This window comes from Marinobacter sp. CHS3-4, from assembly GCF_030053415.1.
Taxonomy (GTDB): domain Bacteria; phylum Pseudomonadota; class Gammaproteobacteria; order Pseudomonadales; family Oleiphilaceae; genus Marinobacter.
Genome location: NZ_JASGBJ010000003.1, coordinates 1 through 22,729 on the forward strand (window position 1 = coordinate 1; position 22,729 = coordinate 22,729).

The window sequence follows — 22,729 nt, forward strand, 5'->3', positions numbered from 1 at the left end:
TTCAGGCAGGCTCTGAGCTAAACGTAACCATAAGGGGCAAAGTCTGCTTGGTTGGTGATGGAACGCTGCGACTTCCTAACCAATAGTTCCAGTGCGTTCCGGGCCTGAAGGCCCTCCACCGGATAGCCTTGTCGCCGCTTCGCTATGCCAAGGCTGCCGCTGAACAACGGCGTTAAGTGTCAAAGGATTGATCGATGAAAGGTGAATGTCTCTGCGGAACAGTGGAATTCGAGATTGAAGAGGAAATTCGAAACCTCTATCAATGTCACTGTTCGTTGTGCCGCAAAGCTACCGGATCAGCAGCTAACGCCGCCACTTTTGTGCAGGGTAGCGCTTTTCGTTGGGTGTCAGGCGAAAGTGATATCAGGTCTTACAAAAAGCCCAGTGGCTTCCAGAGCGATTTCTGTTCAGTATGCGGCAGTCCGGTTCCTAACAGCCTGAGGGGCAGCGGAATGGTTTGGATTCCTGCCGGTTTACTCGATGAATTGGATGCATCGCGGATTTCTGCTCACCTTCATACAAAGTCCGCTGCCCCTTGGGAGGAAGAGTCTGCCGAGTGCGTTCGGCTGGATGGTGGACCTGACAGCCTGGAATCGCTTTACAAGTTGTTGTAGTTCGTTCCGGCCTACGGCCTCCACCGGACGCCCCTGTCGGGGCGCCGCTAAACAAAAGCGTTATACAAAGAGAACATTATGACTCGAACTATTGCTCTATTTACTGTTTTGATTTTTATCGCAGGGTGTTCAGATGGTAATGGGCCGGAATCTGACCAGCCTGCCAGCTCCAATCAGGTATCTTTGCCCGAAAGCCCAAGTGAACGAGTCAACCTAACAGGTGAAATGTCATTTTGGATGTATGAGGGTGCTGCGGGCTGTTATGGGACCCTGGTTTCACAGGGAAAAGAGATCCAAGTGTGGGTAGACGCTGATACCTGCGGTGACCGTGAGTATGAGGAAAACCAACGTGCGACTCTGGAGCTCACCTTTAATCCCGACAACCAGTATGGGCCAGGGAAAACCTACACAATCACGAGTTTCGAGTAGTGTATAACAAGGCCATTCAGTCTGTTGCGGGCCGATGGCCCTCCACCGGACGCCCTTGTCAGGGCGCCGCTGATGGCTGGCGTTATCCCCAAATCTGAATGTTCGCTTTGCGACCGGTGCATGCGGACTTGAGCTAAATAAAAGCGGACGTTGCTCGTCTACCCACTTCTTCCCGAGTTCTTGGAATTGCCGTTTTCGGCCAAAAGCCTGAACGCAACTATGTTATTCCAGCTGAGCATTTTTTAGACGCGCCAGCGTCGTTGCGGTTTAATAAGAACTTGGACTAATGAGTCGCTTGAGGTCATAGACACATGGTGGGCAGTTTGAAAGGTCCGAGCCCTGAAAACAAAGAGCCCATGAAGGGGTTTCCTCAGGTGGGATATCTGAAGAACTATATCTCCTCGGAAAATATCATCGTTGGTGACTACACCTACTACGATGACCCTGAGGGACCGTCGCGGTTTGAGAGCAACGTTCTTTATCATTTCCCGTTCATCGGCGATAAGCTGCGAATAGGCCGATTTTGCGCCATCGCAAAGGACGTAAAATTCGTAATGAATGGCGCAAACCACAAGATATCTGGCTTCTCTACATACCCCTTTCAGATATTCGGCAACGGCTGGGAAAAGGTCATGCCCAAAGAAGGTGATCTTCCCTATAAAGGTGACACCGAGATTGGAAATGATGTGTGGATTGGCTATGAAGCGACCATTATGCCAGGAGTCAGCGTTGGTAGCGGGGCCATCATAGCGAGTAAATCTGTCGTGACAGCCGATGTCCCTGCCTACAGTGTTGTTGGTGGCAATCCCGCCGAAGTCATTAAATATCGATTTGATGACAGCACCGTTAGCGAGCTTCTGCGAATAGCCTGGTGGGATTGGAGTGCGGAAAAAATTACTGAACATCTCGAGGCAATTGTTGGGTGTGATCTTGTCGCACTCCGAACCGCCAATGATTCGTAAACAAGCATTGAGACAGCAAGCTAACGAATTTGGTGCTTTGTATCATCCTTGCTGCTGAGCTCTTTTTAAATCCAGGGAAGCGTGCGACTTGAAGAAAATATGCATCGTTGGAGCTTCTGGCAAGCTAGGCATATACATGATCCAGCATGCTCTGGAACGGGGCTACGAAGTGGTGGGAGTCTGTCGCCAGAAAAGCGTAGGAAAGCTCGAAGCATTCCGCGATCAGATCACCATTTTTCCTGGCAATACCGATGACCGCGAAGTGATCAGGAAGGCGGTGAGAGGATGTGATGGGGTGCTGACGGTATTAGTGCCATGGGGTGTCAGACAATATTCGTCAGGAACTGCTCAGGCGGTGCTGGATTATGCCGAGCCCGACGCCCGTTTAATTTTTTCATGCGGCTGGCATATCACGCTGGATGGCAAAGACCGATACTCGTGGCAGCTCAAAGCGTTGGTTGCGATTTTCGGCGCGCTCGGAAAGCTTTTCAGATTGGTCGAAATCAGCGATCAGGAGGAGGCTTGCCGACGAATCTTCAACAGTCAAACACGTTGGACAGTGGTGCGAGGGAGTGACCTTGAAGAGGGCCTCAGTCAGGGTCTGCCAGTCTGGAGCCGTCATGTCGGCGACCCTGTATTGGCAAGCAATCTGACGCGCCGGATAGATTTTGCACTGTTCATGGTTGAGGCGCTCACCAATGAAGACCTGGTGCATGAGGCACCGGCCATCGTCGGTTGTCAGACGGACTCCGCTCTTGCTCACGCACCGCCCTCCCTGACATCACCGAATTCAGATTAAGAGAGCCGGTATCGGGGACGAATCAATGCTCGCTTTGCGATCGAGCCGAGCTAAACAAAAGCGGACATTCGCAAACGCCGTTTTAGATCAATAGCGTCACAGGAAAAGCGATTGTTTGCTTCCGCAAAATACCTGTGAAAAGCTCAGTTCCTAAAGTGTCCACCAAAGTGGTGCAATATCACAAGCGGTTAACCAGGCGTTAAAAGCCCAGTGTGGCGCCAGAAAATCCCGACGTTAAACGAGCTTGTAGGGGTTGATTGCCCCGAAACCAAACATTAAGAAAAGGACGATTGTAATGAAGCTGCTCAATCTGACTCAGGATTTCCGCGGGCTGGCGGGAGACATACTCCCCGATAACCTGCGCTTCGGGGAAATATTTGGAAAAGGCGCTCTCAAACAGGTGCCGCCCGACCAGGTTAAGCACATTCCTCTCAATCCCCGTACAGAAACCTACGAGGATCTGGATTCGCGTTCCCGGTCGCTGATCAAAAAGACCATTGATTTCTTCGAGGAGCGCGGCAAGCAGCAACTCAAGGAAGACGATCATAACCGCACCTGGTACCAGGACTTCCTGGATTTCCAGGCCAAGGAAAAACTCTTCGCCACCTTCCTGACCCCCTCTGAATACGGCGCCAGGGATGCGCGCTGGGATACCCATCGCAATTGCGCTCTTAATGAGGTTCTGGGCTTTTATGGCCTTGCCTACTGGTACACCTGGCAGGTGTCGATCCTGGGTCTGGGGCCGATCTGGATCAGCGACAACGAAGCAGTGAAACAGCGTGCGGCGAAGATGCTCAAGGAAGGCGGTATTTTTGCCTTCGGCCTCTCGGAAAAAGAGCATGGCGCCGATATCTACGCCACCGATATGATCCTTTCGCCCCAGGACGACGGCAGCTTCCGCGCCAATGGGGGTAAGTACTACATCGGCAACGGCAATCAGGCGGCACTGGTTTCCGTGTTCGGCCGGCGGGAAGACACCGACGAATACGTGTTCTTCGTGGTTGAGTCCCAGCACGAGAATTACGAGCTGGTGAAGAACGTGGTCAGCTCCCAGAACTACGTTGCTGAATTTCGACTCAATGATTACCCCATCCGCGAGGAGGATATTCTTGCCACGGGGCAGGACGCCTGGGACATGGCGCTCAACACAATTAACATCGGCAAGTTCAACCTCGGTTGGGCCTCCATTGGTATCTCGACCCACGCCTATTACGAGGCCATCAACCATGCGTCGCATCGCTGGTTGTTTGACCATTACGTCACGGATTTTGTGCACATCAAACGGCTCTTCACGGACGCCTATACCCGGCTTACCGCCATGAAGCTGTTTGCCCAGCGTGCGACTGATTATGTGCGGGCGGCCTCCCACGAGGACCGCCGTTACCTGCTTTTCACGCCCATGGTGAAAATGAAGGTGACGACCCAGGGCGAAGAGGTGATCAACGAGCTCTGGGACGTGATTGCCGCCAAAGGCTTTGAGAAAAACATGTACTTTGAGACCGCGGTGAAGGACATCCGTGCCCTGCCCAAGCTGGAGGGGACGGTGCATGTCAACATGGCGCTGATTCTGAAGTTCATGCCCAATTACTTCTTCAACCCGGCCGAGTTCGATGAGGTACCGCCACACACGGAACCGCGGAACGACGATTTCCTCTTTAACCAGGGGGCCACCAAGGGGTTGGGTAAAACCCGGTTCCACGACTATCAGAAGATCTACGACCAGTTTGATCTGCCCAACGTGAATCGCCTACAGAAACAGATCCGGCTGCTAAAGCTGATGCTGATGACGGCTAAGCCCAACGAAGAGCAGCAGAAGGACTTCGATTTCCTGCTTAATCTGGGGGAACTGTTTTCGCTGGTGGTCTATGGGCAGCTGATTCTGGAGAATGCGCAGATTCAGAAGCTGGACAATGCATTGGTCGATCAGATTTTTGATGTGTTCGTTCGTGATTTCTCGAAATATGCCCTGGAGCTGGCCCAGAAGCCGAGTGCGACAGCGCTTCAGCAGCGGATCACCCGCCGGATGATTCAGCGCCCGGCCGTGGACCATGATCGTCAGCAGCATGTGTGGGAAAACTACGCCTATGCGCAGCGGGATCAATACGAGATGAAGGACTGAACCGGACGAATTATATATGGACAATTCCGTCATCAAAGTGGCTGACACATTCTGGAATATTCGCGGGTCGTTCAAGCTCGGGGGGCGTATTGATATCGGAACGCAGGCCTCCCTGGTAAAGCTTGCCAGCGGCAACTTCGTGTTCCTCGACGCCTATGCGTTCGATGCTGGTCAGCAGGAGACGATCAACTCGATTATTGGTGATGCCAGGGTAGAAGCCATTCTCAATGTACATCCCTTCCACACCGTTAATGTCGAGAGAATGCACGAGCTCTACCCCCAGGCGAAACTCTACGGCACGGCCCGGCATTGTAACCGGTTCCCGCATTTACCCTGGGAATCGGAATGCACCGAGCACGATGCCCTTCATGAAAAGTACCGTGATGACCTGCAGTTTTCAGTGCCCCGTGGCGTTGATTTCATTTCCGACAACGAGAACGTGCACTTCTCATCCGTGCTGGTGTTCCATCCTGAATCGGGTGCGATCCACGTGGACGACACTTTTGGGTACACAGAGTTTCCCGGTTGGCTCCCGGGGCTGGGCGCGAAAGGCCTTGTGAGTCTGCATCCCACGCTGTCGCTTGCGCTGGAAAAACGTGCTGGAGCGGCGAGGGAATTCCGGGAATGGGCACAGACCCTGTTTTCCGACTGGGGCGCGGCCACAACGCTGTGTGCCGCGCACTCTGCATTGCTGCGGATGGACGAGGCCGGTGGGCCATCCCTTCAAACACGACTTAAACGGGCGCTGATGGTCAATGAACCCATCCTGCGAGCGCATCAAATGCGGTATGGTAAATAGGTGCCCGACACCAAAGGATTCGATTTGAAGAAGCTAGAACTAAAAATTCCACCTGTTGTTCAAATGGTCATTTTCGCAGGCTTGATGTGGTTATTGGCAGCTCTGTTGCCGACTCTGAGCATCACATTTTCTGCGTCGTCACTCGTGGCACTCATTCTGGCGTTAGCTGGTGCCGTTTTCGCTTTACTTGGCGTTATGGCGTTTCGGTCTGCCGGCACCACCGTCGATCCGAGAGTGCCAGATCAGTCCGCTAGCCTCGTCACCAGTGGCGTCTATCGAATAAGCCGAAACCCGATGTACGTGGGTTTTCTGGTTGTGCTTATCGGTTGGGGTGTTTTCCTCGGTAATATCTCAGGCTTTTTGCTGCTTCCGTTTTTCGTGATGTATATGAACCGGTTTCAAATTGCTCCGGAGGAGCGGTACATGCGAGAAAAGTTTGGGGATGAATACCGTCAGTACGAAACAATGGTTCGCCGATGGGTTTGATGTCGAACAAGTCGCTCAGTGTGTTTCTGCCCTGGCGGGCATACTCCGGAGGGCTTCAAACCGACGCGTGAGCCGAGAGTTAACCGTATGGAGGCCGCGTGAAGTATTTTGCTTACGGATCGAATATGTCACTCCCAAGATTGAAGGAGAGGGTTCCAAGTGCTGAGCGAATCGGTACGTTCACGCTGTTCGAGCATTCTCTTCGTTTTCACAAGGTGAGTGAAAATGACGAATCGGCAAAATGCGATGCGCTGTTCACCAACAACTCTGATGACTATGTCGTTGGCGCATTGTTCGAAATACCGGAAGAAGAGAAAGGAGGGCTCGACAGAGCTGAAGGATTAGGCATCGGCTACGAGGAAAAACGGGTTGTGGTGAATGATGGCCAGGGAAATGCCTTCGAAGCTGTCACATACTATGCAACGATAACAGACCCTTCCTTGCTGCCTTACTCCTGGTATTTACATCACGTCATACAAGGCGCGAAAGAAACAGGAGTGCCGGCTGGCTACCTGGATGCCCTGTCAGCGACAAAAAGCAAGGAAGATCCCAATCAAGAAAGGGACGCAAGAGAGCGTGCAATACACCGGTAGCGAACGCAGGCGCCACGACGTCTTGTCTACTGCGGCTTCACCTTAACTACAAAGCTTCGTGTGCTGCCAGCGGGGCATATTCCGCCAATTGAAGAAGCTGCTCAAACGCTGAACATTCTGCGAGAGCGTGGATCAACCGCCGATGCTTTTACGTTCAAAACGGCATTCCCAGCTCCCATATATGGCCAAGTAAGCGAGAATTAGTGCAAGAGTACTGTCAGCCACATCTGGATAATTCTGGAGTATTCGTCACGTTGAGGAATATTTTTGTTCACTTGAGGTCGAAACCGGCTCAGACCGGATTACACTGTTGTAAAGCCAAATAAAACAATGAGGTCAGGGATGAAGCTGCGTTTCCTGGGTGGCGTGGGCACGGTAACCGGGTCCAAGCATTTGTTGTCGGATGAAGACCACAGGCTGTTGGTAGACTGCGGGATGTACCAGGGCGTCAAGAACCTGAGGCGCCGTAACTGGGCTCATTTTCCAGTGGAACCCAAAACCCTCAACGCGGTCGTTTTGACCCACGCCCATATTGACCATAGCGGGTATCTGCCGGCGCTGGTCAAACAGGGCTTTCGTGGCAAGATCTTCTGCACGAAAGCGACGCACGACCTCTGCAAAGTCTTGCTGCCAGACGCGGGCTACCTCCAGGAAGAGGACGCAAAGTACGCCTTCCGCAAGGGCTTTTCCAAACACGATCATCCAGAACCCCTGTTCACTCAGAAAGACGCCCACGAGGCCCTGAAACAGTTTGAGTCGGTGCACTACCACGAGCGCTTTGAGCCGGTGAAAGGCTTTGAGGTGACTTTCACGCCGGCGGGACACATTCTGGGGTCATCCTGCGTGCACGTTCATCACAAGAGCAGTGATCGTACGGTGGTATTTTCAGGCGACGTGGGGCGTCAGAACGATGTCATCATGCGCGCGCCCGAGCCGATTCAGAAAGCCGATGTGTTGGTGTGCGAATCCACCTATGGGGATCGGCTGCACCCAGAGATCAATCCGGAAGCGGTTCTGGCGGAGGTTATCAGCCAGACGGCCAACCGCGGCGGCATTGTCCTGATGCCAGCGTTCGCAGTCGGGCGAGCTCAAATGCTGTTGTATCTGTTGCATCGTTTGATGGCTGAGGGGTGCATTCCCCGGCTTCCCGTGTTCCTCAACAGTCCCATGGCGATTCGCGCGACCGAGATCTTCCTCAGGCACCAGAAGGAGCACAAGCTGGATCAGGCACAGTGCGAAATGATTGATGCCAATACCGAGTACGTTCGCACGGTGGAAGAGTCCATCGAGCTGAACAGCAAGCGCTTCCCCTGTGTGATTGTGTCGGCCAGCGGCATGGCCAGTGGCGGCCGGGTTCTGCATCACCTCAAGACGCTGTTGCCTAACCCTCGCAACAGCATTGTGTTTGCCGGATTTCAGGCGCCGGGAACGCGGGGGGATGCGTTGGTGAATGGGGCTGAAAGGGTCAAAATCCACGGCGAATACTGGCCAGTGAAAGCCGAGGTACACAACATCAACGCGCTCTCTGCCCATGGCGACTATCAGGAAATTCTGGATTGGCTCGGTCAGGGCCAGCTCAATCCCTCACAGGTTTACATCAGTCATGGCGAACCTCTTGCCAGCGACGTGATGCGTAAGCACATCTACGAGAGGTTCGGCTGGGCCACAGAGGTGCCGGAGCTGTTCGACGAGGTAGAAATTTGAGCGGCCGTTCAGGCCGCTGACACATTCACCCGCGTTCCATTGAACGCTGCATTGCCTGTCAACTCGTCCACCCGCTGAGTGTCTGTCACATCGTTGATGCTGACGCCGGGTTGGGTGCTTGCGACTGACATCGCGGTGTCCGAACGGTTGTGGCCCCAGCCCTGGGGGATGCTCACAACGCCAGAAAACATGTCATCATTGATCTCCACCGGCAGGCAGATCTCGCCAACGGGCGACGACACCTGGGCGATCTGGCCGTCTTCCAGTCCCAGCTCTTTCGCGTCTTCGGCATTCAATTGCACGGTACAGGGGTCTTTGCCTTTGACCAGGCGGTGGGAATTCTGGGTCCAGGTGTTGTGGCTGCGAGGCAGCCGACGGCTGATCATGGCAAATGGGTACGCGCTGCGCTCGGCGCTGTCCAGCAGGCCGGAGTCGTTCAGGCGCTGCAGGTCGTCCAGGTACAGCTGCGGTGCCAGGTGGATGCGGCCATCTTCGGTCTGCAAGCGTTCTTCCAGGCAGGGTTGCAGCGGGCCCAGATCCACACCGTGGGGGTTGGCTTTCAGCGTGTCCAGGCTCATGCCCTGATCGCCGTAGGCGCCGTGCTTCAGGCCGCCGTCGAGCATCATTTCCGGAGTTACGCCGTCGTCGTCCAGCCCGGTCAGGTGCAAAGCAAGGTCCCGCAGGATTTCCCAATCGTGCTTCTGGTTGCCGGTTTTCTCGAACATGGGTTCTGAAAATTTGGCGGTGTTGCGAACGGCAAACGAGTTGAAGAATACATCGTAGTGCGGCACTTCCAGCCCGGTGGTCGAAGGCAGGATGATGTCGGCATGGCGGGTGGTCTCGTTCAGGTAGATGTCCACCGACACCATGAAATCCAGCGACTCGAAAGCATCATCCAGTTTGGCGCCGCCCGGTGCCGAAAGCACCGGGTTGCCGGCAATGGTCAACATCGCACGAATCTGACCGTCGCCGGGCGTGAGTATTTCCTCTGCAAGAGTCGCTACGGGGAATTCACTGTTAAAGAAAGGCAGTTTGCGCACGCGAGACTGGTAGCGTCCATAGGAGCTGCGTTTACCCTTGCGGCCGGCGATCAGATCGAACGCCGGCTGGGGAAACATTGCCCCGCCGCGACGATCGAAGTTGCCAGTCAGGATGTTCAGCACGTTATTCAACCACTGGCAAAGGCCACCGAAGGACTGAGTCGAGGCACCCATACGGCTGTAACAGACCGCGCTTTTGGCGTCCGCCATGTCCCGGGCCAGTTGACGAATAGTGTCGGCATCGATGCCGCAAGCCGCAGAAACGGCGTCCGGCGAATAGGGTCTGACGGCCGCTTTCAGTTGCTCCAGCTCGTCGATGATCGGTTCCAGGTGGCCCAGGTTGACCCGCTTTTCCTCAAACAGGGTGTGAGCCAGAGCCAGCATCAGCAACGCATCGGTTTCCGGCTGAATAAACAAATGCTGATTGGCTTTCTTGGCAGTTTCCGTGCGGCGCGGGTCGACCACCACCACTTTGCCGCCCCGCTCCTGAATGGCTTTCAATCGTTTTCCGACGCCGGGCGCGGTCATCAGGCTGCCGTTCGAGACGATGGGGTTAGCGCCGATGATCAGCATGAAATCGGTGTGGTCGATGTCCGGTACCGGGATTAGCATGCCGGCGCCGAGCATGTAATTGGACGCCACGTGATGCGGAAGCTGATCGGCCGAAGCGGAGCTGAATCGGCTGTTGGTTCCAAGCGCCTTGAAGAAACGGGGCAACATAATGGCGTTGCCGAAGTTATGGGCGTTGGGGTTACCCAGATACACGCCTACGGAATTCTGCCCATGGCTTTGTTGAATACCACGGAAGCGGGTGGCGATTTCTTCCAGTGCGTCATCCCAGCTGATTTCTTTCCAGCCCTCTGCCGTTCGGCGGATGGGCGTTTTAAGGCGATCCTTGTCGTTGTAGAAGTCCTGCAACGCGACCGCTTTGGGGCAGATATGCCCGCGACTGAACGGGTCATCTTTGTCGCCTTTGATCGAGAGTATCTCTTCACCCCGGTGTTTGATTTCCAGGCCACACATGGCCTCGCAGATGTTGCAGGTACGGTAGTGGGTCTTGGTCTCGTTCATAGCAGAAAGCTCGGTCGCCGGTTTTATGATTGTTGGATGATCCGAGTATGGCAGCATTGCCAGGAAATTCAGATTGTCAAAAATGACACAGTCATGGCGATAAGCGCCATCAGTCAAGCCGTGCAAGAACTGGCGCTCATGATTTTGCCTTCCTGGCCGAATTAACTAATGTCATAGATTAATAAACAGTTAGCCTAATTACAGATGAGGTGCCCGTGTCCCTTAAAAAACGTCTGCTACTCACTCTGCTATTGGTCGGTATCGTGCCGGCTCTGGTCATCACGTTTTTCAATACGGGCGTTGCCCGGGATACGCTGACTGATCAGACACTGTCGAAGCTGAGTATTGCGGCGAACAACAAGGAAAATACGGTCAGGGACTATCTGCAAACGGTTCGCAATCAGCTCATGGCCATGGCGGATCATCGAGGGACAGAGGTAGCGGCAGAGACTTTTTCACGGGTATTTAGCAATTTTGCGATGGCGGTGCGAGCGGACCCTCCTGAAATCCGAACAAAGCTGGAGTCGCATTACGAAGAACACTTCCTGCCGAAACTGAAAGCCAACGGGGGCGGCGAAGGGCGAACAGCGGCAGATTATGTCGAGCAATTGAGTGAAGATGCGCTGGCGTTGCAGTTCGAGTACATCCTGAACAACCCTAATCCGGTGGGTGAAAAAGACGAGTTCATGGCCTCGTCGGGTTTTCAGATCTACAACCGGGTGCATGGGGAATGGCACCCGTCATTCAAGGCTTTCCTGGATCGTTTTGGCTATTACGATGTGTTTCTGATCGATCCCGAAACCGGCAATGTGGTGTATTCCGTATACAAGGAAGTCGACTTCGCAACGTCTTTGAAAAATGGCCCTTACGCCGATTCGGGGCTGGCAAAGGCCTACCAGCAGGCCATGTCTGAACAGGAGGGGAGCGAGCCCACCTTTATTGATTTTTCCGAGTATGAACCCTCCTACAACAATCCCGCCGGGTTTGTTGCGACGTCTGTTTACAAAGAGGGGGAACGGATCGGCATTCTGGCCTTTCAGTTCCCCATCGATCGCATGAACGACATCATGCTGGAGCGTGCCGGTCTGGGGGATACCGGTGAAAGCTTTCTGGTTGGCGAAGACGGACTGATGAGATCAGACGCCTTCCTGGATCCTGAAAACCGAAGCGTGGTCGCGTCGTTTCAAGAGCCCGAAACCGGGTCTGTGGAATCTCCGGCCATTGATCAGGCGCTGGCGGGTGAATCTGGTGAAATGGTCGTTGATGATTATCGCGGCCAGCAGACCTTTACAGCTTACCGCCCTATCACCCTGGCCGGTTTGAACTGGGCACTGATTGCAAAGGTGGATCATGATGAAGCACTGGCGCCGGTAGACCAGCTCTGGTGGGCATCGGCCATCGGTATTGCACTGGTCATTCTGGTGGTTGCAGCCGTTGCGATATGGACGGCCTCGCGGATCATGAAGCCATTGGGTAAAGAACCGGTGGAACTTCAGGCGCTGGCGAAAGAGGTCGCCGATGGCAATCTGATGATTGACCAGGCCGATCAGGACAAGGCGACGGGGGTGTATGGCTCGATGCTGACCATGGTCGCGGGCCTGAAAGACCTGATCAATCGCATCGACGAGGCCTCGCAGAGTCAGGCAGGCGCCTCTGAGCAGTTGGCAGGAACCACGGCCCAGACCATGGAAAGAATGAACCAACAGAACGAGCAGACTGAACAGATGGCATCGGCCATTGAAGAAATGTCTGCCGCGATCAATCAGGTGTCCCAGAGCACGTCAGAATCGGCTGCCAGTGCGCGACGGGCGGATGAATCGGTCAATCAGGGGGCGGTTGAGGTTGAAAGTTCCGCCAGCGATACGCAGGAGATGGCAGCGCAGCTCAGAGAAGCCAATGAAGGCATTCAGACACTGCGGCAGGACATGGGGTCGATCACCGGTGTTCTGGATACCATCAAATCCATTGCCGACCAGACCAACCTGCTGGCGTTGAATGCGGCCATCGAGGCGGCCAGGGCGGGCGAACACGGGCGCGGGTTCTCGGTCGTGGCGGACGAGGTCCGCAGCCTGGCGCAGAATACCCAGAATGCGACGGAAGAAATCAGCCAGTCGATTGATACCCTGGTGAATTCGTCAGAGAAAGCGTCGTCTGTGGTCGACCGCTGCAGTGAGCGGGCGAGCAGCATCTCCGATCGTGCAGGCGAAACCGTAGAGCAGCTGCGCAAAGCTGTCGCCGAAGTTGCCAAAGTGACGGAAATGTCGGACCAGATTGCCACCGCCTCCGAACAGCAATCGGCAACCGCGGAAGAGGTCACCCGTAACGTAGCCGCGATCTCGGACATGTCGTCTGAAACCCGTCAGGCGATGGCCAAGATCTCAGACGCCAGTGGAGAGCTGGCGGAACTCTCCCACAAGTTGAAAGACCTGTTGGCCAGATTCACAGTCAGCTAGACCAATTAATCAGTGGTTCCCTCTTTGGCGTGAAGGGCTGGTTGCGGTATCTTCTCGGCACGTTATCAGAGGAGTCGTTGCGTGTTAGAAGTTGCTGTACTGGCGATTGCGTTGAGCATGGACGCGTTTGCTGTGTCTATCGGCCTGGGTTCCAAGAACAACCGGTCGTGTGGATCACTGGCATTGTTGTCCGGCCTGTATTTCGGGGTGTTTCAGGCATTGATGCCGTTGATCGGGTATCTGGGCGGAAAAGGCGTGATCGGCTGGGTAGAGGCCTACGCGCCCTGGATTGCCTTCATACTTCTGGTGCTCATTGGCGGAAAGATGATCTACGAGGGGATGTCTGAAGGGATTGAAGAAGACATCGCTGCCATCACCCACAAAGTGATGCTGCTGCTGGCCATCGCAACCAGTATTGACGCCATGGCCGCCGGTTTTTCACTGACCCTGCTGGACGTGAATCCCCTGTTGGCCTGTGCGCTGATTGGTGTCGTGACTTTCGTATTCAGTGTTATCGGGGTTTATGTGGGCGCACGCAGTGGCACCTGGTTGGAAAGCAAGGCAGAGGTGTTTGGTGGTATCGTGCTGATTCTGATCGGCCTGAAAATCCTGCTTGCCTGAGGACGCCATGGAACTCCCTCCCTTCTCAAAGATCTTCGATTTTGCCTGTCACCACAAAGGCGGGGAGGCCGCTGTTCGAGCTGGCTTGCCGTCTATCGCCGACGCAGGCGAGCTCGAGGCTCTGGGCGACGACCGCTATCTATCAGAGATCACTCGCTGCATTTTCAAGGCGGGTTTTGTGTGGAGGATCATTGAGCGCAAATGGCCGGGTTTCGAGGCCGCGTTCGAGGGTTTTGTGCCCCTGTACTGGCAACAGGTGCCCCCGGAGGTGCTGGAGGATCTGGCTCAGGATGAACGTATCGTTCGCAACATGCAGAAAATTCGCACTGTGCCTGAAAATGCCCGCATGATTGTCGAGGCCTCGAAGCAACATGACGGTTTCGGCCGGTTTCTCGCTCAGTGGCCACACAACGATCAGGCCGGATTGCTGGTCTGGCTCAAGAAGCACGGCGATCGCCTTGGCGGCGCCAGTGCTCAGTATTTCTTGCGCCGGGTCGGTTGGGACGGCTTTATCCTCTCGACGGACGTAGTCACCGCCCTCAAGCGTGAGGGACTGCTGGATGCGACGCCCGGCAGCAAGAAAGCTCTGACGCAGGCGCAGAATGCATTCAACGCCTGGCATCAGGAAACCAGCATGCCCTACAGCCATCTGTCCAGAATCCTGTCATTCACCGTGGGTGACTGACGCCTCACCGAGGCGCTCTCAGCGCACTTCTGCTGCCATTGTCATTCCTTCATCCAAGAAGAGGTAAGGGATTGTGCGACGTTGCCAGCTATGGTGTGTCGGTGTATATTTCTAAATCATATATCGTTATTCCAAAAAGGCTGGATTCAGCCAGCGAGGTGAGAGTGATGATAGCTCCAATCGTTCATCCGTTTTTTGACGAACCCACCAACACGTTCAGTTATGTCGTTCGCGATCCGGATAGCACGTCCTGCGCCATCATTGATTCGGTGCTTGATTTTGACTATTCGGCAGGCCGTACGGACGTGCGTTCGGCGGACGAGATTATTGATTACATCCGTTCCAACAATCTGACCGTCGAGTGGATTCTGGAAACCCACGTCCATGCCGATCATCTGTCCGCCGCACCTTATTTGCATGAAAAACTGGGCGGTAAAACCGGAATTGGCGCAAAAATCGTGGAGGTGCAGGAAATCTTCGGCAAAGCGTTTAACGCCGGCTCCGAGTTTGCCAGAGACGGCAGCCAGTTCGACGCACTGTTTGAAGAAGGTGACACGCTGCACATCGGCGGGCTGGAAGGCCGCGTTTTACATACACCAGGACATACGCCAGCCTGTCTGACCTACGTGTTCGGTGACGCAGCGTTTGTGGGGGACACCCTGTTCATGCCGGATTACGGCACCGCCCGCTGTGATTTTCCCGGCGGCGATGCTCGCACGCTTTATCAGTCGATCCAGAAAGTGCTGTCGCTGCCAGAGGATACCCGTCTGTTTTTATGCCATGACTACAAAGGGCCTGAGCGCGAAGCATTCAGTGCCGAAACCACCGTCGGGGAACAGCGCCGGTCAAACATTCACGTGCGCGACGGTATTACCGAGTCGGAATTCGTGGAGATGCGCGAGAAGCGCGACGCCACATTGGGCATGCCGAGGCTGATTCTGCCGTCAGTTCAGGTCAACATGCGGGCTGGCGAGATGCCGCCGGCTGAGAACAACGGACAGGTGTATCTCAAAGTGCCTTTGAACTTCCTGTGACTATCGGGAGAGGGCGGAACTGATGCGACTGGAGCGGATTTTTCCTGTGCTGGGCTGGCTTCCTGATTACAGGCGGGAAGACGCCGGCCGTGACCTGGTGGCGGCCGCTCTGGTTACCATCATGTTGATTCCGCAGTCCCTCGCTTACGCGCTGTTGGCGGGGCTGCCCCCCGAGGTCGGGCTCTATGCCAGTATTCTGCCGCTGGCACTTTATGCTGTATTTGGTTCCAGCAGCAGTCTGTCGGTGGGACCGGTAGCGATTGTCGCCCTGATGACCGCCGCTGTACTCACCCCGCTCTATGACGTCGGCAGTGATGCCTATGTGACCGGGGCCGTCATTCTGGCCTGCCTTTCCGGTGTGTTCCTGGTTCTGATGGGCGTTCTGCGGTTGGGCTTTCTCGCCAACTTCCTGAGCCATCCTGTGATTTCCGGATTTATCACCGCCTCTGCCGTGGTCATCGTTGCCAGTCAACTTCGGCACTTGCTGGGCATACAGGCTTCCGGGAACAACCTGTATGAAATCGTCGTCTCGCTCTGGAGCAATCTGGGCGGTTTCCGAGCGACACCGTTCGCAGTGGGCCTTGGTGTGCTGCTGTTTTTGATCGGTGCACGTCGGTACCTGCCGGCCATGCTGGGCAAAACAGCACCCATTCTGGCGGTGGCTGTCACCACCTTTCTGGCCTGGTGGCTGGGGCTGGATCAACAGGGGCTGGCGTTGGTTGGCGAGATTCCATCCGGGCTGCCGGCTCTGACCATGCCACCGCTGGCTGCCGATCAATGGCAGCCCCTGTTAGTGGGTGCCCTGCTCATCAGCGTGGTTGGCTTTGTCGAGTCGGTTTCCATTGGGCAGACCCTGGCGGCGCGACGTCGACAGCGGATTGATCCGAATCAGGAGCTGGTCGGCCTGGGTATGGCCAATCTTGGCGCCGGTGTGTCGGCAGGCATGCCAGTCACCGGTGGCTTCTCCAGATCGGTTGTTAACTTCGACGCGGGAGCACGCACGCCGGCGGCAGGATTCTATGCGGCGCTGGGGATTGCACTGGCAACCGTCACCCTCACGCCCCTGATTGCCTATCTGCCAAAGGCCACACTGGCTGCGACCATCATTGTTGCGGTCGCTGCATTGATTGATCTTCCAGCCCTTTCACGCACCTGGCGTTATTCCAGGTCCGACTTTGGCGCTATGTTGGTTACCATTCTGCTGACGCTGTTTCACAACGTCGAATCCGGCATTCTGGCCGGTGTGGGTCTGTCGATTGGGTTGTTCCTTTACCGCACCAGTCAGCCCCACAGTGCTGTCATCGGCCTAGTGCCGGGAACCGAGCATTTCAGAAACGTGCGTCGCCACAAAGTAGAGCTGTGCCCCAGGGTGACCTTTTTGCGAATTGATGAAAGCCTGTATTTCGCCAATGCACGCTTCCTGGAAGACACGGTCATGGAACTGGTGGCCAATCAGGCAGAGATGACCGATCTGGTTCTGGTGTGCCCGGCCGTGAATCAGGTCGATGCGTCAGCGATTGAAAGCCTGGAGGCGATTAACGAGAGACTGAAGAATGCGAATGTTCGGCTACATCTGTCAGATGTGAAGGGCCCTGTGATGGATCAGCTTAACGGCACCGAATTGATAACAAGACTGAATGGCAAGGTGTTTCTGAGCGCCTTTGATGCGTGGTCTGAACTCAAAGAGCCGTGCTGAGACTCGGTTCGTCGGTCTGGTGAAGAACCTGGTTTCGTCCATTGGCTTTGGCCAGATACAGCCGTTTGTCGGCTGCGCGTAGCATGGATCTCAGATTTTCCCCGTCGCTGCCAAGTTCTGCGATGCCGCCGCTGGAAGTAATGTTCAGGGTCTTTCCTTCAAATCTGATCGCCATGGATGCAATGTCGCCCCGGACCTTCTCCGCCACGTCCACAGCCTGAGCGCTTGTGGTGTTGGTCAGCAGCACACTGAACTCTTCGCCACCCATTCGCACGGGAAGGTCACTCGCGCGAAGGCTCTTTTTCAGCCGGTCTGTAATCTGTTGTAGCACCAGGTCTCCGGCCTCGTGGCCAAATTCATCGTTCACGGCTTTGAAGTGGTCGAGGTCAATCACCAGGATCGACAGGGGTGATTCTTCGCGCAGAGCCCGTTTCCGCTCCCGTTCGAACGTTTCCTGAAGCCGGGCGCGGTTGGCCAGGCCGGTCAGTGGATCGGTCTGGGCCAGTTCAAACAGGCGCAGTTCCGAGCGTTCCCGGGTGAGTTCATAAACATGAGAGAACGCCAGAACGCAGATCGCAATCAGTGATGTATTGGCGATGGGCAGTGCTTCCAGCATGGCTGGCTGATCCTGGTGCTTCACCCAGTAGAGAATGCCGACAAGAAACATGACAATGCCGGATAGGAGCAGCCCCTGATGTCGGCCGAGCAGGAGATGTGACAGTATTGGAATGATCAGAACCCATCCGAACACCGAAGTGGTCGAGGTGGGCAGCATCATCGAAAAAAACATGGTAACGCAGAAGAGGATCAGAAAAATCCAGGCCCAATATTCAATTTTGTCTGTGGTTCGAATGACAAAGAGCAGTGAACCGGCAAAAATCACCATGACGATTTCGGCAACGGCCAGCGGCCAGTGGTCTCTGGCGAGATTGAGCGTGGCGAATAACGCGCCGGCGACAATGGTAAGCACTAAAACGGCTTGTAGAACCGCTTTGCGATAGGGCCTTGCCAGGGCGCGTAAGGATTCGCTCCGGGAGTCCATGAATTGTAATCTTCCAGAGTTTTGGTGGCACCCGGCAGAGACATGTGGGTGTGTGGAGTAAATAAGCAAAATATGGTCGCAATTCTGGCGTGCTATTTCACGCTGGATCTGCACTTCCTAGACTAAAGTACGACCTGAGACCTTGTAATGGTAAGACGTTTCCTTCCGTTGATTATTCTCGCCCTTGGTGTTGGCGGCTTTCTGTTGTTAAAGCTTTCCCGGCCCGAGCCTGTCGCCGTTGAAGCCCAGGAGAGGGCTTGGCTGGTAGATACCAAGATCATTGAGCCCCAAACGCACACGCCGATATTGCCGCTTTACGGGCAGTTGGTGGCGCCGGAGCAGATTCGGCTGACCTCGCCACTGTCGGGTCGAATTGGTGAACGGCCCGTTCATGAAGGTCAGGCCGTTGGGAAAGGCGAACTTCTGATCGCCCTCGACAGCGCCGACGTGCAGCCCCAACTGGATAGGGCGCGGGCGGATGTAACGGATCTGGAAGCACAGATCGAGTCTGAAAATATTCGCTTTGCCAACGACAAGCAGGCCCTGGCTAGCGAAAAGGCGATTCTGGACAGTGCTCGTCGAAAATACGAGCGAACTCAATCCCTGGTGAATCGTAATCTGACGTCTCAGGAAAATCTGGATGCGGCGTCAGACGCCCTTTCGCGGGCACGGTTAACGGTCACGTCCCGACAGCGCGCCATCGACGAGCACCCCGCACGTCTGAAAAGCCTGAATGCCCGACTGCAACGGGCGAAGGCGGCGCTGGCAACCACTGAACTGGATGCAGAGCGTGCGGTTATCGAGGCGCCTTTCGACGGTGTGGTCACCGATATACAGGTGGCCCCTGGCGACCGGGTGAATCAGAACGCACCGTTGTTGTCGATCTATCCCAACACGGGGCTGGAATTGCGGGCGACGGTGCCTGATCGTTACCGGGCCGAATTGTTGTCTGCGCTGTCCAGTGGCCAAACCCTGGAAGCGGTGACCGAAGACGGTCGGCATCGGTTTGTACTTGATCGGTTTGCGGGTACCAGTGCGCCATCTGGCACCGAGGCCATCCTGTCTCTGCGCTCCCAGGCAGGGGGCGAAGACCACGGTCTGCGTCCGGGTGGCTTGCTGCCTGTAAGCCTGCAACGGCCCTCCGTACCCTCTTCCGTGGCTGTTCCTTACAGCGCTCTATATGGCAGCAACAGTGTCTACCTGATGTCTGAAGATCGCCGAATGCAGCGAGTCCAGGTTGAGCGGCAGGGCGAAGTGCCCGTGCAGAATGGCGAACGCCACGTGCTGGTGGCAAGCGATGACCTGGCAGCGGGGCGCGCCCTGATTACTACCCACTTGCCCAATGCCATGAGCGGATTGAAGGTTCAGGTGGCCGGTAACGGTGACAGCAAAGACAGCAGCGCCGGAGCCGAAGAATGAGGCGTCGCCGGGGCATCATCGGTTTCTTTGTTCATCATCGGGTCGCCGCCAACCTGGTCATGTTGGTGATGCTGTTGGGCGGTGCGTTGTCCCTGTCCCGCATGAACATTCAATTCTTCCCGACCTTTGCACTGGATGTGGTGAGTGTTCGGGTCGTCTGGAGTGGTGCTTCGGCGGAAGACGTGGAGCAGGGGATTACCAACCCGCTGGAGCAGCGGCTGCGAAGTATTCAGGGTATGAAGAAAATGACGTCCACGTCGGCCCAGGGCGTGTCGTCCATTACCCTGGAATTTGTGGAAGGCAGCAATCCGATTCAGGCCCTGGACGATGTGCGACAGAAGGTGGATGAATTCACCAACCTGCCCGCCGAAGCCGAGGAACCACAGGTCACGAGGGTAGAACGGTACGAACCGGTCGGCCGGCTTATGGTGTTCGGAGATCTTGACCGGTACGAGTTGCGGCAATTGGTTTATCGCTTTGAAGACGAGTTACTGTCACGAGGGATCGACCGGGTGTCCATCTCTGGTCTCCCGGAGCAACAGATCAGCATTGATGTGCCAGTGGAAACGCTGGAAACCCTGGGGCTGTCACTGGAACAGATTGCGAGCCGGGTCGGAGCAATCTCCCGGGATCTGCCGGCCGGCATGATGGCGCAGCAGGATTCCACCCGCGAACTGCGTTCTGTAGAGCAGCGTCGCAATCCGCAGGATTTCGAGAACATTCCGGTTCTTAGCGATCAGCGCACTCAGCTGGCGTTGGGGGATATCGCCAGAATTCGCCAGGAAGCCCGTGACAGTCAGGTGACCATGAGTCAGAACGGTCTCCCTGCGGTGGAGTTGCAGTTGCAGCGGGCCGAAGACGGGAATTCGCTGGAAGCTGCTGAAGTACTGGATCGTTGGTTGAAAGAGACGCGCCCCACGCTGCCGCCTGGTGTTGGTCTGGAAGTGTATGACGAAACCTGGCAGCTCATTGACGACCGTATTTCGTTGCTGATCAAGAACGGCTTCGGTGGCCTGGTGCTGGTCGTGATCCTTTTGTATCTGTTTCTGCCCGGTCGCGTCGCTTTCTGGGTGGCAGTAGGTATACCCACCGCGTTTCTGGCCGCGATGGCGGTGCTGTGGGGCATTGGCGGCTCCATCAACATGATTTCCCTGTTTGCCCTGATTATGGCTTTGGGTGTGATCGTGGATGACGCCATTGTGGTGGGGGAAGATGCAGACGCGCACGCCCGTATGGGCGAGGAGTCCATATATGCGTCGGAGGGCGCTGCCAAACGCATGGTGTGGCCGGTGTTGGCGTCCTCCCTGACCACCGTGGCTGCCTTCATGCCGCTGCTGGTGGTGGGTGGTGTGATCGGGAACATTCTCGGAGATATCCCCCTGGTGATGATCTGCGTGCTGGTGGCGTCGCTGATGGAATGTTTCATTGTGCTGCCCGCGCACCTGCGCCATGCGTTTGTCCCGCGTGGGAAGAAGCGAACGGCGGACGCCCCGGCGCCTGAACGCGGCCCGATTGATCGAATCAGGCAAGGCTTTGAACGGCGTTTTGACCGCTTCCGCGACGGCCGATTCCGAGCCATGTCACGCTACACGCTGGAGCATCGGGGCATTACGCTGGCCAGTGCCCTGGCCCTGGCATTGTTGACGGCTGGCCTGCTGGCGGGCGGCAAGCTGGGGTTCAATTTCTTCCCTACGCCGGAACCGTCGATTCTGTATGCCAATGCCAGCTTCGTGGCGGGCACTAACCAGACGGCCGTGGACGAGTTCCTGGCGGACCTGGAACAGGCATTGAACGAAACCGAAGAGGCCCTGGGCGGCGATCTGGTGCTGAACGCCATGACCAGTCACGGCAGCACTCGGGGCTCCGCTGGCTCCAGCCGCACCGGCAACGAATTGGGTTCCATGCTGGTGGAACTCACGCCATCCGATGGCCGTTCGGTCCGCAATCCGGAATTCATTCGCCAGTGGCGTGACCGGCTCGACCTGCCCGCCGGGCTGGACAATCTTAATATTACCGAGCGCCAGTCCGGCCCACCGGGTCGGGATGTGAACGTGCGTTTGACCGGTGATGACGCCATCGCGTTGAAGAAAGCCGCGGAGTCTCTGGCGCAATCCATAGCCACTCTTCCGGGTGTGCTGGATACCGAAGACGACATGCCCTGGGGGCGCGAACAGCTGATCTATCAGGTCAGTGCCCAGGGTGAGGCTCTGGGCCTGACCACCAACGAGCTGGGCCGGCAGCTGAGGGCGGCATTCGACGGCAGGATCGCCCAGATCTATCAGGACGGCCGCGATGAAGTGGAAGTCAGGGTTCAGCTACCGCAAGCCCAGCGTGAGCGCATGTCAACGCTGTCGCGGTTGTCCATCCGGGTGCCGGATGGGCGTTTTGTCCCCCTGACGCAGGTTATGAATCTGGACCACAGGCAGGGCTTTCAGGCTTTGCGTCATGCCGATGGCGAGCTGGCGGTGGAAGTGACAGCGTCGCTCAACACTCGCATCAGCACCACCGATGAGATCCTGGCCAGCCTAGAGGAAAACGTACTGCCGTCTCTGGTCAAAGAATACAACCTCAATTACAGCTTTGAGGGGCGTTCTGCAGACCAGAGGGAGACCCTGGACGACATGCGTACCGGCCTGATGATCGGGCTTGGCCTGATGTACGTAGTTTTAACCTGGGTGTTCGCATCCTGGAGCCTGCCGTTGATCGTTATGGCCATTATCCCCTTTGCGCTGGTCGGTGCGCTGATCGGCCATTGGCTGATGGGGTTGCAGCTCACCATCCTGTCACTGTTCGGTCTGTTTGGCCTGTCGGGCATCGTGGTGAACAACGCCATCATCCTGGTCGCGTTTTATAACCATCAACGCAGCAAAGGCCTGGGTATTACTGACGCGCTGAACGAGGCGGCGGTTCAGCGAGTGCGAGCGGTATTGCTGACCTCTCTTACGACAATTGGCGGCCTGTTGCCGCTGTTGTTCGAGACGTCTCTACAGGCGCAGTTCCTGATTCCCATGGCGACGTCCATTGCGTTCGGGCTTGGCCTGTCAACGCTGCTGGTACTGGCTGTTATCCCGGCATTACTGTCCTATCTGGAACAGTTCCGTGAATGGCGTGCGCGGCACGAAGGCAACCAGGAGCCACACACCGAAGCGACCCAAGGTTGATT

The 22,729-nt window shown here is 55.9% G+C and carries 19 protein-coding genes; 17 read left to right on the forward strand and 2 right to left on the reverse strand.

Annotation, left to right across the window (positions count from 1 at the left end; translation table 11 throughout):
- The first annotated feature begins 194 nt into the window (after window positions 1-194).
- The 10 genes from QLQ17_RS17175 to QLQ17_RS13735 all read left to right on the forward strand — a co-directional run bounded on the left by QLQ17_RS17175 (window position 195) and on the right by QLQ17_RS13735 (window position 8,505).
- Window positions 195-614, forward strand: coding sequence for a GFA family protein (locus QLQ17_RS17175; RefSeq protein ID WP_502867388.1), 420 nt, complete (start codon window positions 195-197; stop codon window positions 612-614).
- Between the two features lie 78 nt (window positions 615-692).
- Window positions 693-1,043 (forward strand): hypothetical protein, encoded by a 351-nt coding sequence (locus QLQ17_RS13695; RefSeq protein WP_283210172.1) that lies wholly within the window; start codon window positions 693-695, stop codon window positions 1,041-1,043.
- A 311-nt stretch (window positions 1,044-1,354) separates the two neighbouring features.
- Complete coding sequence (locus tag QLQ17_RS13700) at window positions 1,355-2,005, forward strand: Vat family streptogramin A O-acetyltransferase (RefSeq protein ID WP_283210173.1); 651 nt, start codon at window positions 1,355-1,357, stop codon at window positions 2,003-2,005.
- An 88-nt stretch (window positions 2,006-2,093) separates the two neighbouring features.
- On the forward strand, window positions 2,094-2,804 hold the full coding sequence (locus QLQ17_RS13705) for an NAD(P)-dependent oxidoreductase (protein ID WP_283210174.1): 711 nt from the start codon (window positions 2,094-2,096) through the stop codon (window positions 2,802-2,804).
- A gap of 295 nt (window positions 2,805-3,099) precedes the next feature.
- On the forward strand, window positions 3,100-4,923 hold the full coding sequence (locus QLQ17_RS13710) for an acyl-CoA dehydrogenase family protein (protein ID WP_283210175.1): 1,824 nt from the start codon (window positions 3,100-3,102) through the stop codon (window positions 4,921-4,923).
- A 16-nt stretch (window positions 4,924-4,939) separates the two neighbouring features.
- Window positions 4,940-5,722 carry a hypothetical protein gene (locus QLQ17_RS13715; RefSeq protein WP_283210176.1) on the forward strand — a complete coding sequence of 261 codons (783 nt, stop codon included), beginning with the start codon at window positions 4,940-4,942 and terminating at the stop codon, window positions 5,720-5,722.
- 24 nt (window positions 5,723-5,746) lie between these two features.
- A complete protein-coding gene (locus tag QLQ17_RS13720; RefSeq protein WP_283210177.1) occupies window positions 5,747-6,208 on the forward strand; it encodes a methyltransferase family protein in 462 nt (153 codons plus the stop codon).
- A 98-nt stretch (window positions 6,209-6,306) separates the two neighbouring features.
- Entirely contained in the window at window positions 6,307-6,801 is a 495-nt protein-coding gene (locus QLQ17_RS13725) for a gamma-glutamylcyclotransferase family protein (RefSeq protein ID WP_283210178.1), read from the forward strand.
- Between the two features lie 60 nt (window positions 6,802-6,861).
- Entirely contained in the window at window positions 6,862-7,005 is a 144-nt protein-coding gene (locus QLQ17_RS13730; protein WP_283210179.1) for a DUF3291 domain-containing protein, read from the forward strand.
- A gap of 138 nt (window positions 7,006-7,143) precedes the next feature.
- Complete coding sequence (locus tag QLQ17_RS13735) at window positions 7,144-8,505, forward strand: MBL fold metallo-hydrolase RNA specificity domain-containing protein (RefSeq protein ID WP_283210180.1); 1,362 nt, start codon at window positions 7,144-7,146, stop codon at window positions 8,503-8,505.
- An 8-nt stretch (window positions 8,506-8,513) separates the two neighbouring features.
- Here the strand turns inward: QLQ17_RS13735 and QLQ17_RS13740 are convergent, their stop codons facing one another.
- Window positions 8,514-10,616 carry a molybdopterin-dependent oxidoreductase gene (locus QLQ17_RS13740; protein ID WP_283210181.1) on the reverse strand — a complete coding sequence of 701 codons (2,103 nt, stop codon included), beginning with the start codon at window positions 10,614-10,616 and terminating at the stop codon, window positions 8,514-8,516.
- A 215-nt stretch (window positions 10,617-10,831) separates the two neighbouring features.
- Here QLQ17_RS13740 and QLQ17_RS13745 point away from each other — a divergent pair, with 215 nt between their 5' ends.
- From QLQ17_RS13745 to QLQ17_RS13765, 5 genes are all read left to right on the forward strand, one after another.
- Window positions 10,832-13,069 (forward strand): methyl-accepting chemotaxis protein, encoded by a 2,238-nt coding sequence (locus QLQ17_RS13745; protein WP_283210182.1) that lies wholly within the window; start codon window positions 10,832-10,834, stop codon window positions 13,067-13,069.
- Between the two features lie 81 nt (window positions 13,070-13,150).
- Window positions 13,151-13,690: a manganese efflux pump MntP gene (locus QLQ17_RS13750; RefSeq protein WP_283210183.1), complete on the forward strand. Its 540-nt coding sequence runs from the start codon at window positions 13,151-13,153 to the stop codon at window positions 13,688-13,690.
- Window positions 13,691-13,697: 7 nt separating this feature from the next.
- The gene (locus QLQ17_RS13755; protein WP_283210184.1) at window positions 13,698-14,375 is read left to right on the forward strand and encodes a DNA-3-methyladenine glycosylase I; all 678 of its coding nucleotides are present in this window, start codon (window positions 13,698-13,700) and stop codon (window positions 14,373-14,375) included.
- A 167-nt stretch (window positions 14,376-14,542) separates the two neighbouring features.
- Entirely contained in the window at window positions 14,543-15,409 is an 867-nt protein-coding gene (locus tag QLQ17_RS13760) for an MBL fold metallo-hydrolase (RefSeq protein WP_283210185.1), read from the forward strand.
- A 22-nt stretch (window positions 15,410-15,431) separates the two neighbouring features.
- Window positions 15,432-17,105, forward strand: a complete 1,674-nt coding sequence (locus tag QLQ17_RS13765; RefSeq protein WP_283210186.1) for a SulP family inorganic anion transporter — start codon at window positions 15,432-15,434, stop codon at window positions 17,103-17,105.
- Here the strand turns inward: QLQ17_RS13765 and QLQ17_RS13770 are convergent.
- Complete coding sequence (locus QLQ17_RS13770) at window positions 17,089-18,147, reverse strand: GGDEF domain-containing protein (RefSeq protein ID WP_283210187.1); 1,059 nt, start codon at window positions 18,145-18,147, stop codon at window positions 17,089-17,091. The two genes, QLQ17_RS13765 and QLQ17_RS13770, sit on opposite strands and share 17 nt — an antisense overlap.
- 147 nt (window positions 18,148-18,294) lie before the next feature.
- On the opposite strand from QLQ17_RS13770, the gene QLQ17_RS13775 reads away from it, so the two are divergent.
- Together QLQ17_RS13775 and QLQ17_RS13780 are read left to right on the forward strand one after the other, a co-directional pair.
- Window positions 18,295-19,566, forward strand: a complete 1,272-nt coding sequence (locus QLQ17_RS13775) for an efflux RND transporter periplasmic adaptor subunit (protein WP_283210188.1) — start codon at window positions 18,295-18,297, stop codon at window positions 19,564-19,566.
- Window positions 19,563-22,727, forward strand: a complete 3,165-nt coding sequence (locus QLQ17_RS13780; RefSeq protein ID WP_283210189.1) for an efflux RND transporter permease subunit — start codon at window positions 19,563-19,565, stop codon at window positions 22,725-22,727. The genes QLQ17_RS13775 and QLQ17_RS13780 overlap by 4 nt, the downstream gene beginning before the upstream one ends.
- Window positions 22,728-22,729: the final 2 nt, after the last annotated feature.

What these genes read in the sequence shown, in the direction of transcription:
- QLQ17_RS17175 (WP_502867388.1), top strand. Translation starts at nt 195, where the DNA reads ATGAAAGGTGAATGTCTCTGCGGAACAGTGGAATTCGAGATTGAAGAG.
- QLQ17_RS13695 (WP_283210172.1), top strand. Translation starts at nt 693, where the DNA reads ATGACTCGAACTATTGCTCTATTTACTGTTTTGATTTTTATCGCAGGG.
- QLQ17_RS13700 (WP_283210173.1), top strand. Translation starts at nt 1,355, where the DNA reads ATGGTGGGCAGTTTGAAAGGTCCGAGCCCTGAAAACAAAGAGCCCATG.
- QLQ17_RS13710 (WP_283210175.1), top strand. Translation starts at nt 3,100, where the DNA reads ATGAAGCTGCTCAATCTGACTCAGGATTTCCGCGGGCTGGCGGGAGAC.
- QLQ17_RS13715 (WP_283210176.1), top strand. Translation starts at nt 4,940, where the DNA reads ATGGACAATTCCGTCATCAAAGTGGCTGACACATTCTGGAATATTCGC.
- QLQ17_RS13735 (WP_283210180.1), top strand. Translation starts at nt 7,144, where the DNA reads ATGAAGCTGCGTTTCCTGGGTGGCGTGGGCACGGTAACCGGGTCCAAG.
- QLQ17_RS13740 (WP_283210181.1), bottom strand. Translation starts at nt 10,616, where the DNA reads ATGAACGAGACCAAGACCCACTACCGTACCTGCAACATCTGCGAGGCC.
- QLQ17_RS13755 (WP_283210184.1), top strand. Translation starts at nt 13,698, where the DNA reads ATGGAACTCCCTCCCTTCTCAAAGATCTTCGATTTTGCCTGTCACCAC.
- QLQ17_RS13760 (WP_283210185.1), top strand. Translation starts at nt 14,543, where the DNA reads ATGATAGCTCCAATCGTTCATCCGTTTTTTGACGAACCCACCAACACG.
- QLQ17_RS13765 (WP_283210186.1), top strand. Translation starts at nt 15,432, where the DNA reads ATGCGACTGGAGCGGATTTTTCCTGTGCTGGGCTGGCTTCCTGATTAC.
- QLQ17_RS13770 (WP_283210187.1), bottom strand. Translation starts at nt 18,147, where the DNA reads ATGGACTCCCGGAGCGAATCCTTACGCGCCCTGGCAAGGCCCTATCGC.
- QLQ17_RS13775 (WP_283210188.1), top strand. Translation starts at nt 18,295, where the DNA reads ATGGTAAGACGTTTCCTTCCGTTGATTATTCTCGCCCTTGGTGTTGGC.
- QLQ17_RS13780 (WP_283210189.1), top strand. Translation starts at nt 19,563, where the DNA reads ATGAGGCGTCGCCGGGGCATCATCGGTTTCTTTGTTCATCATCGGGTC.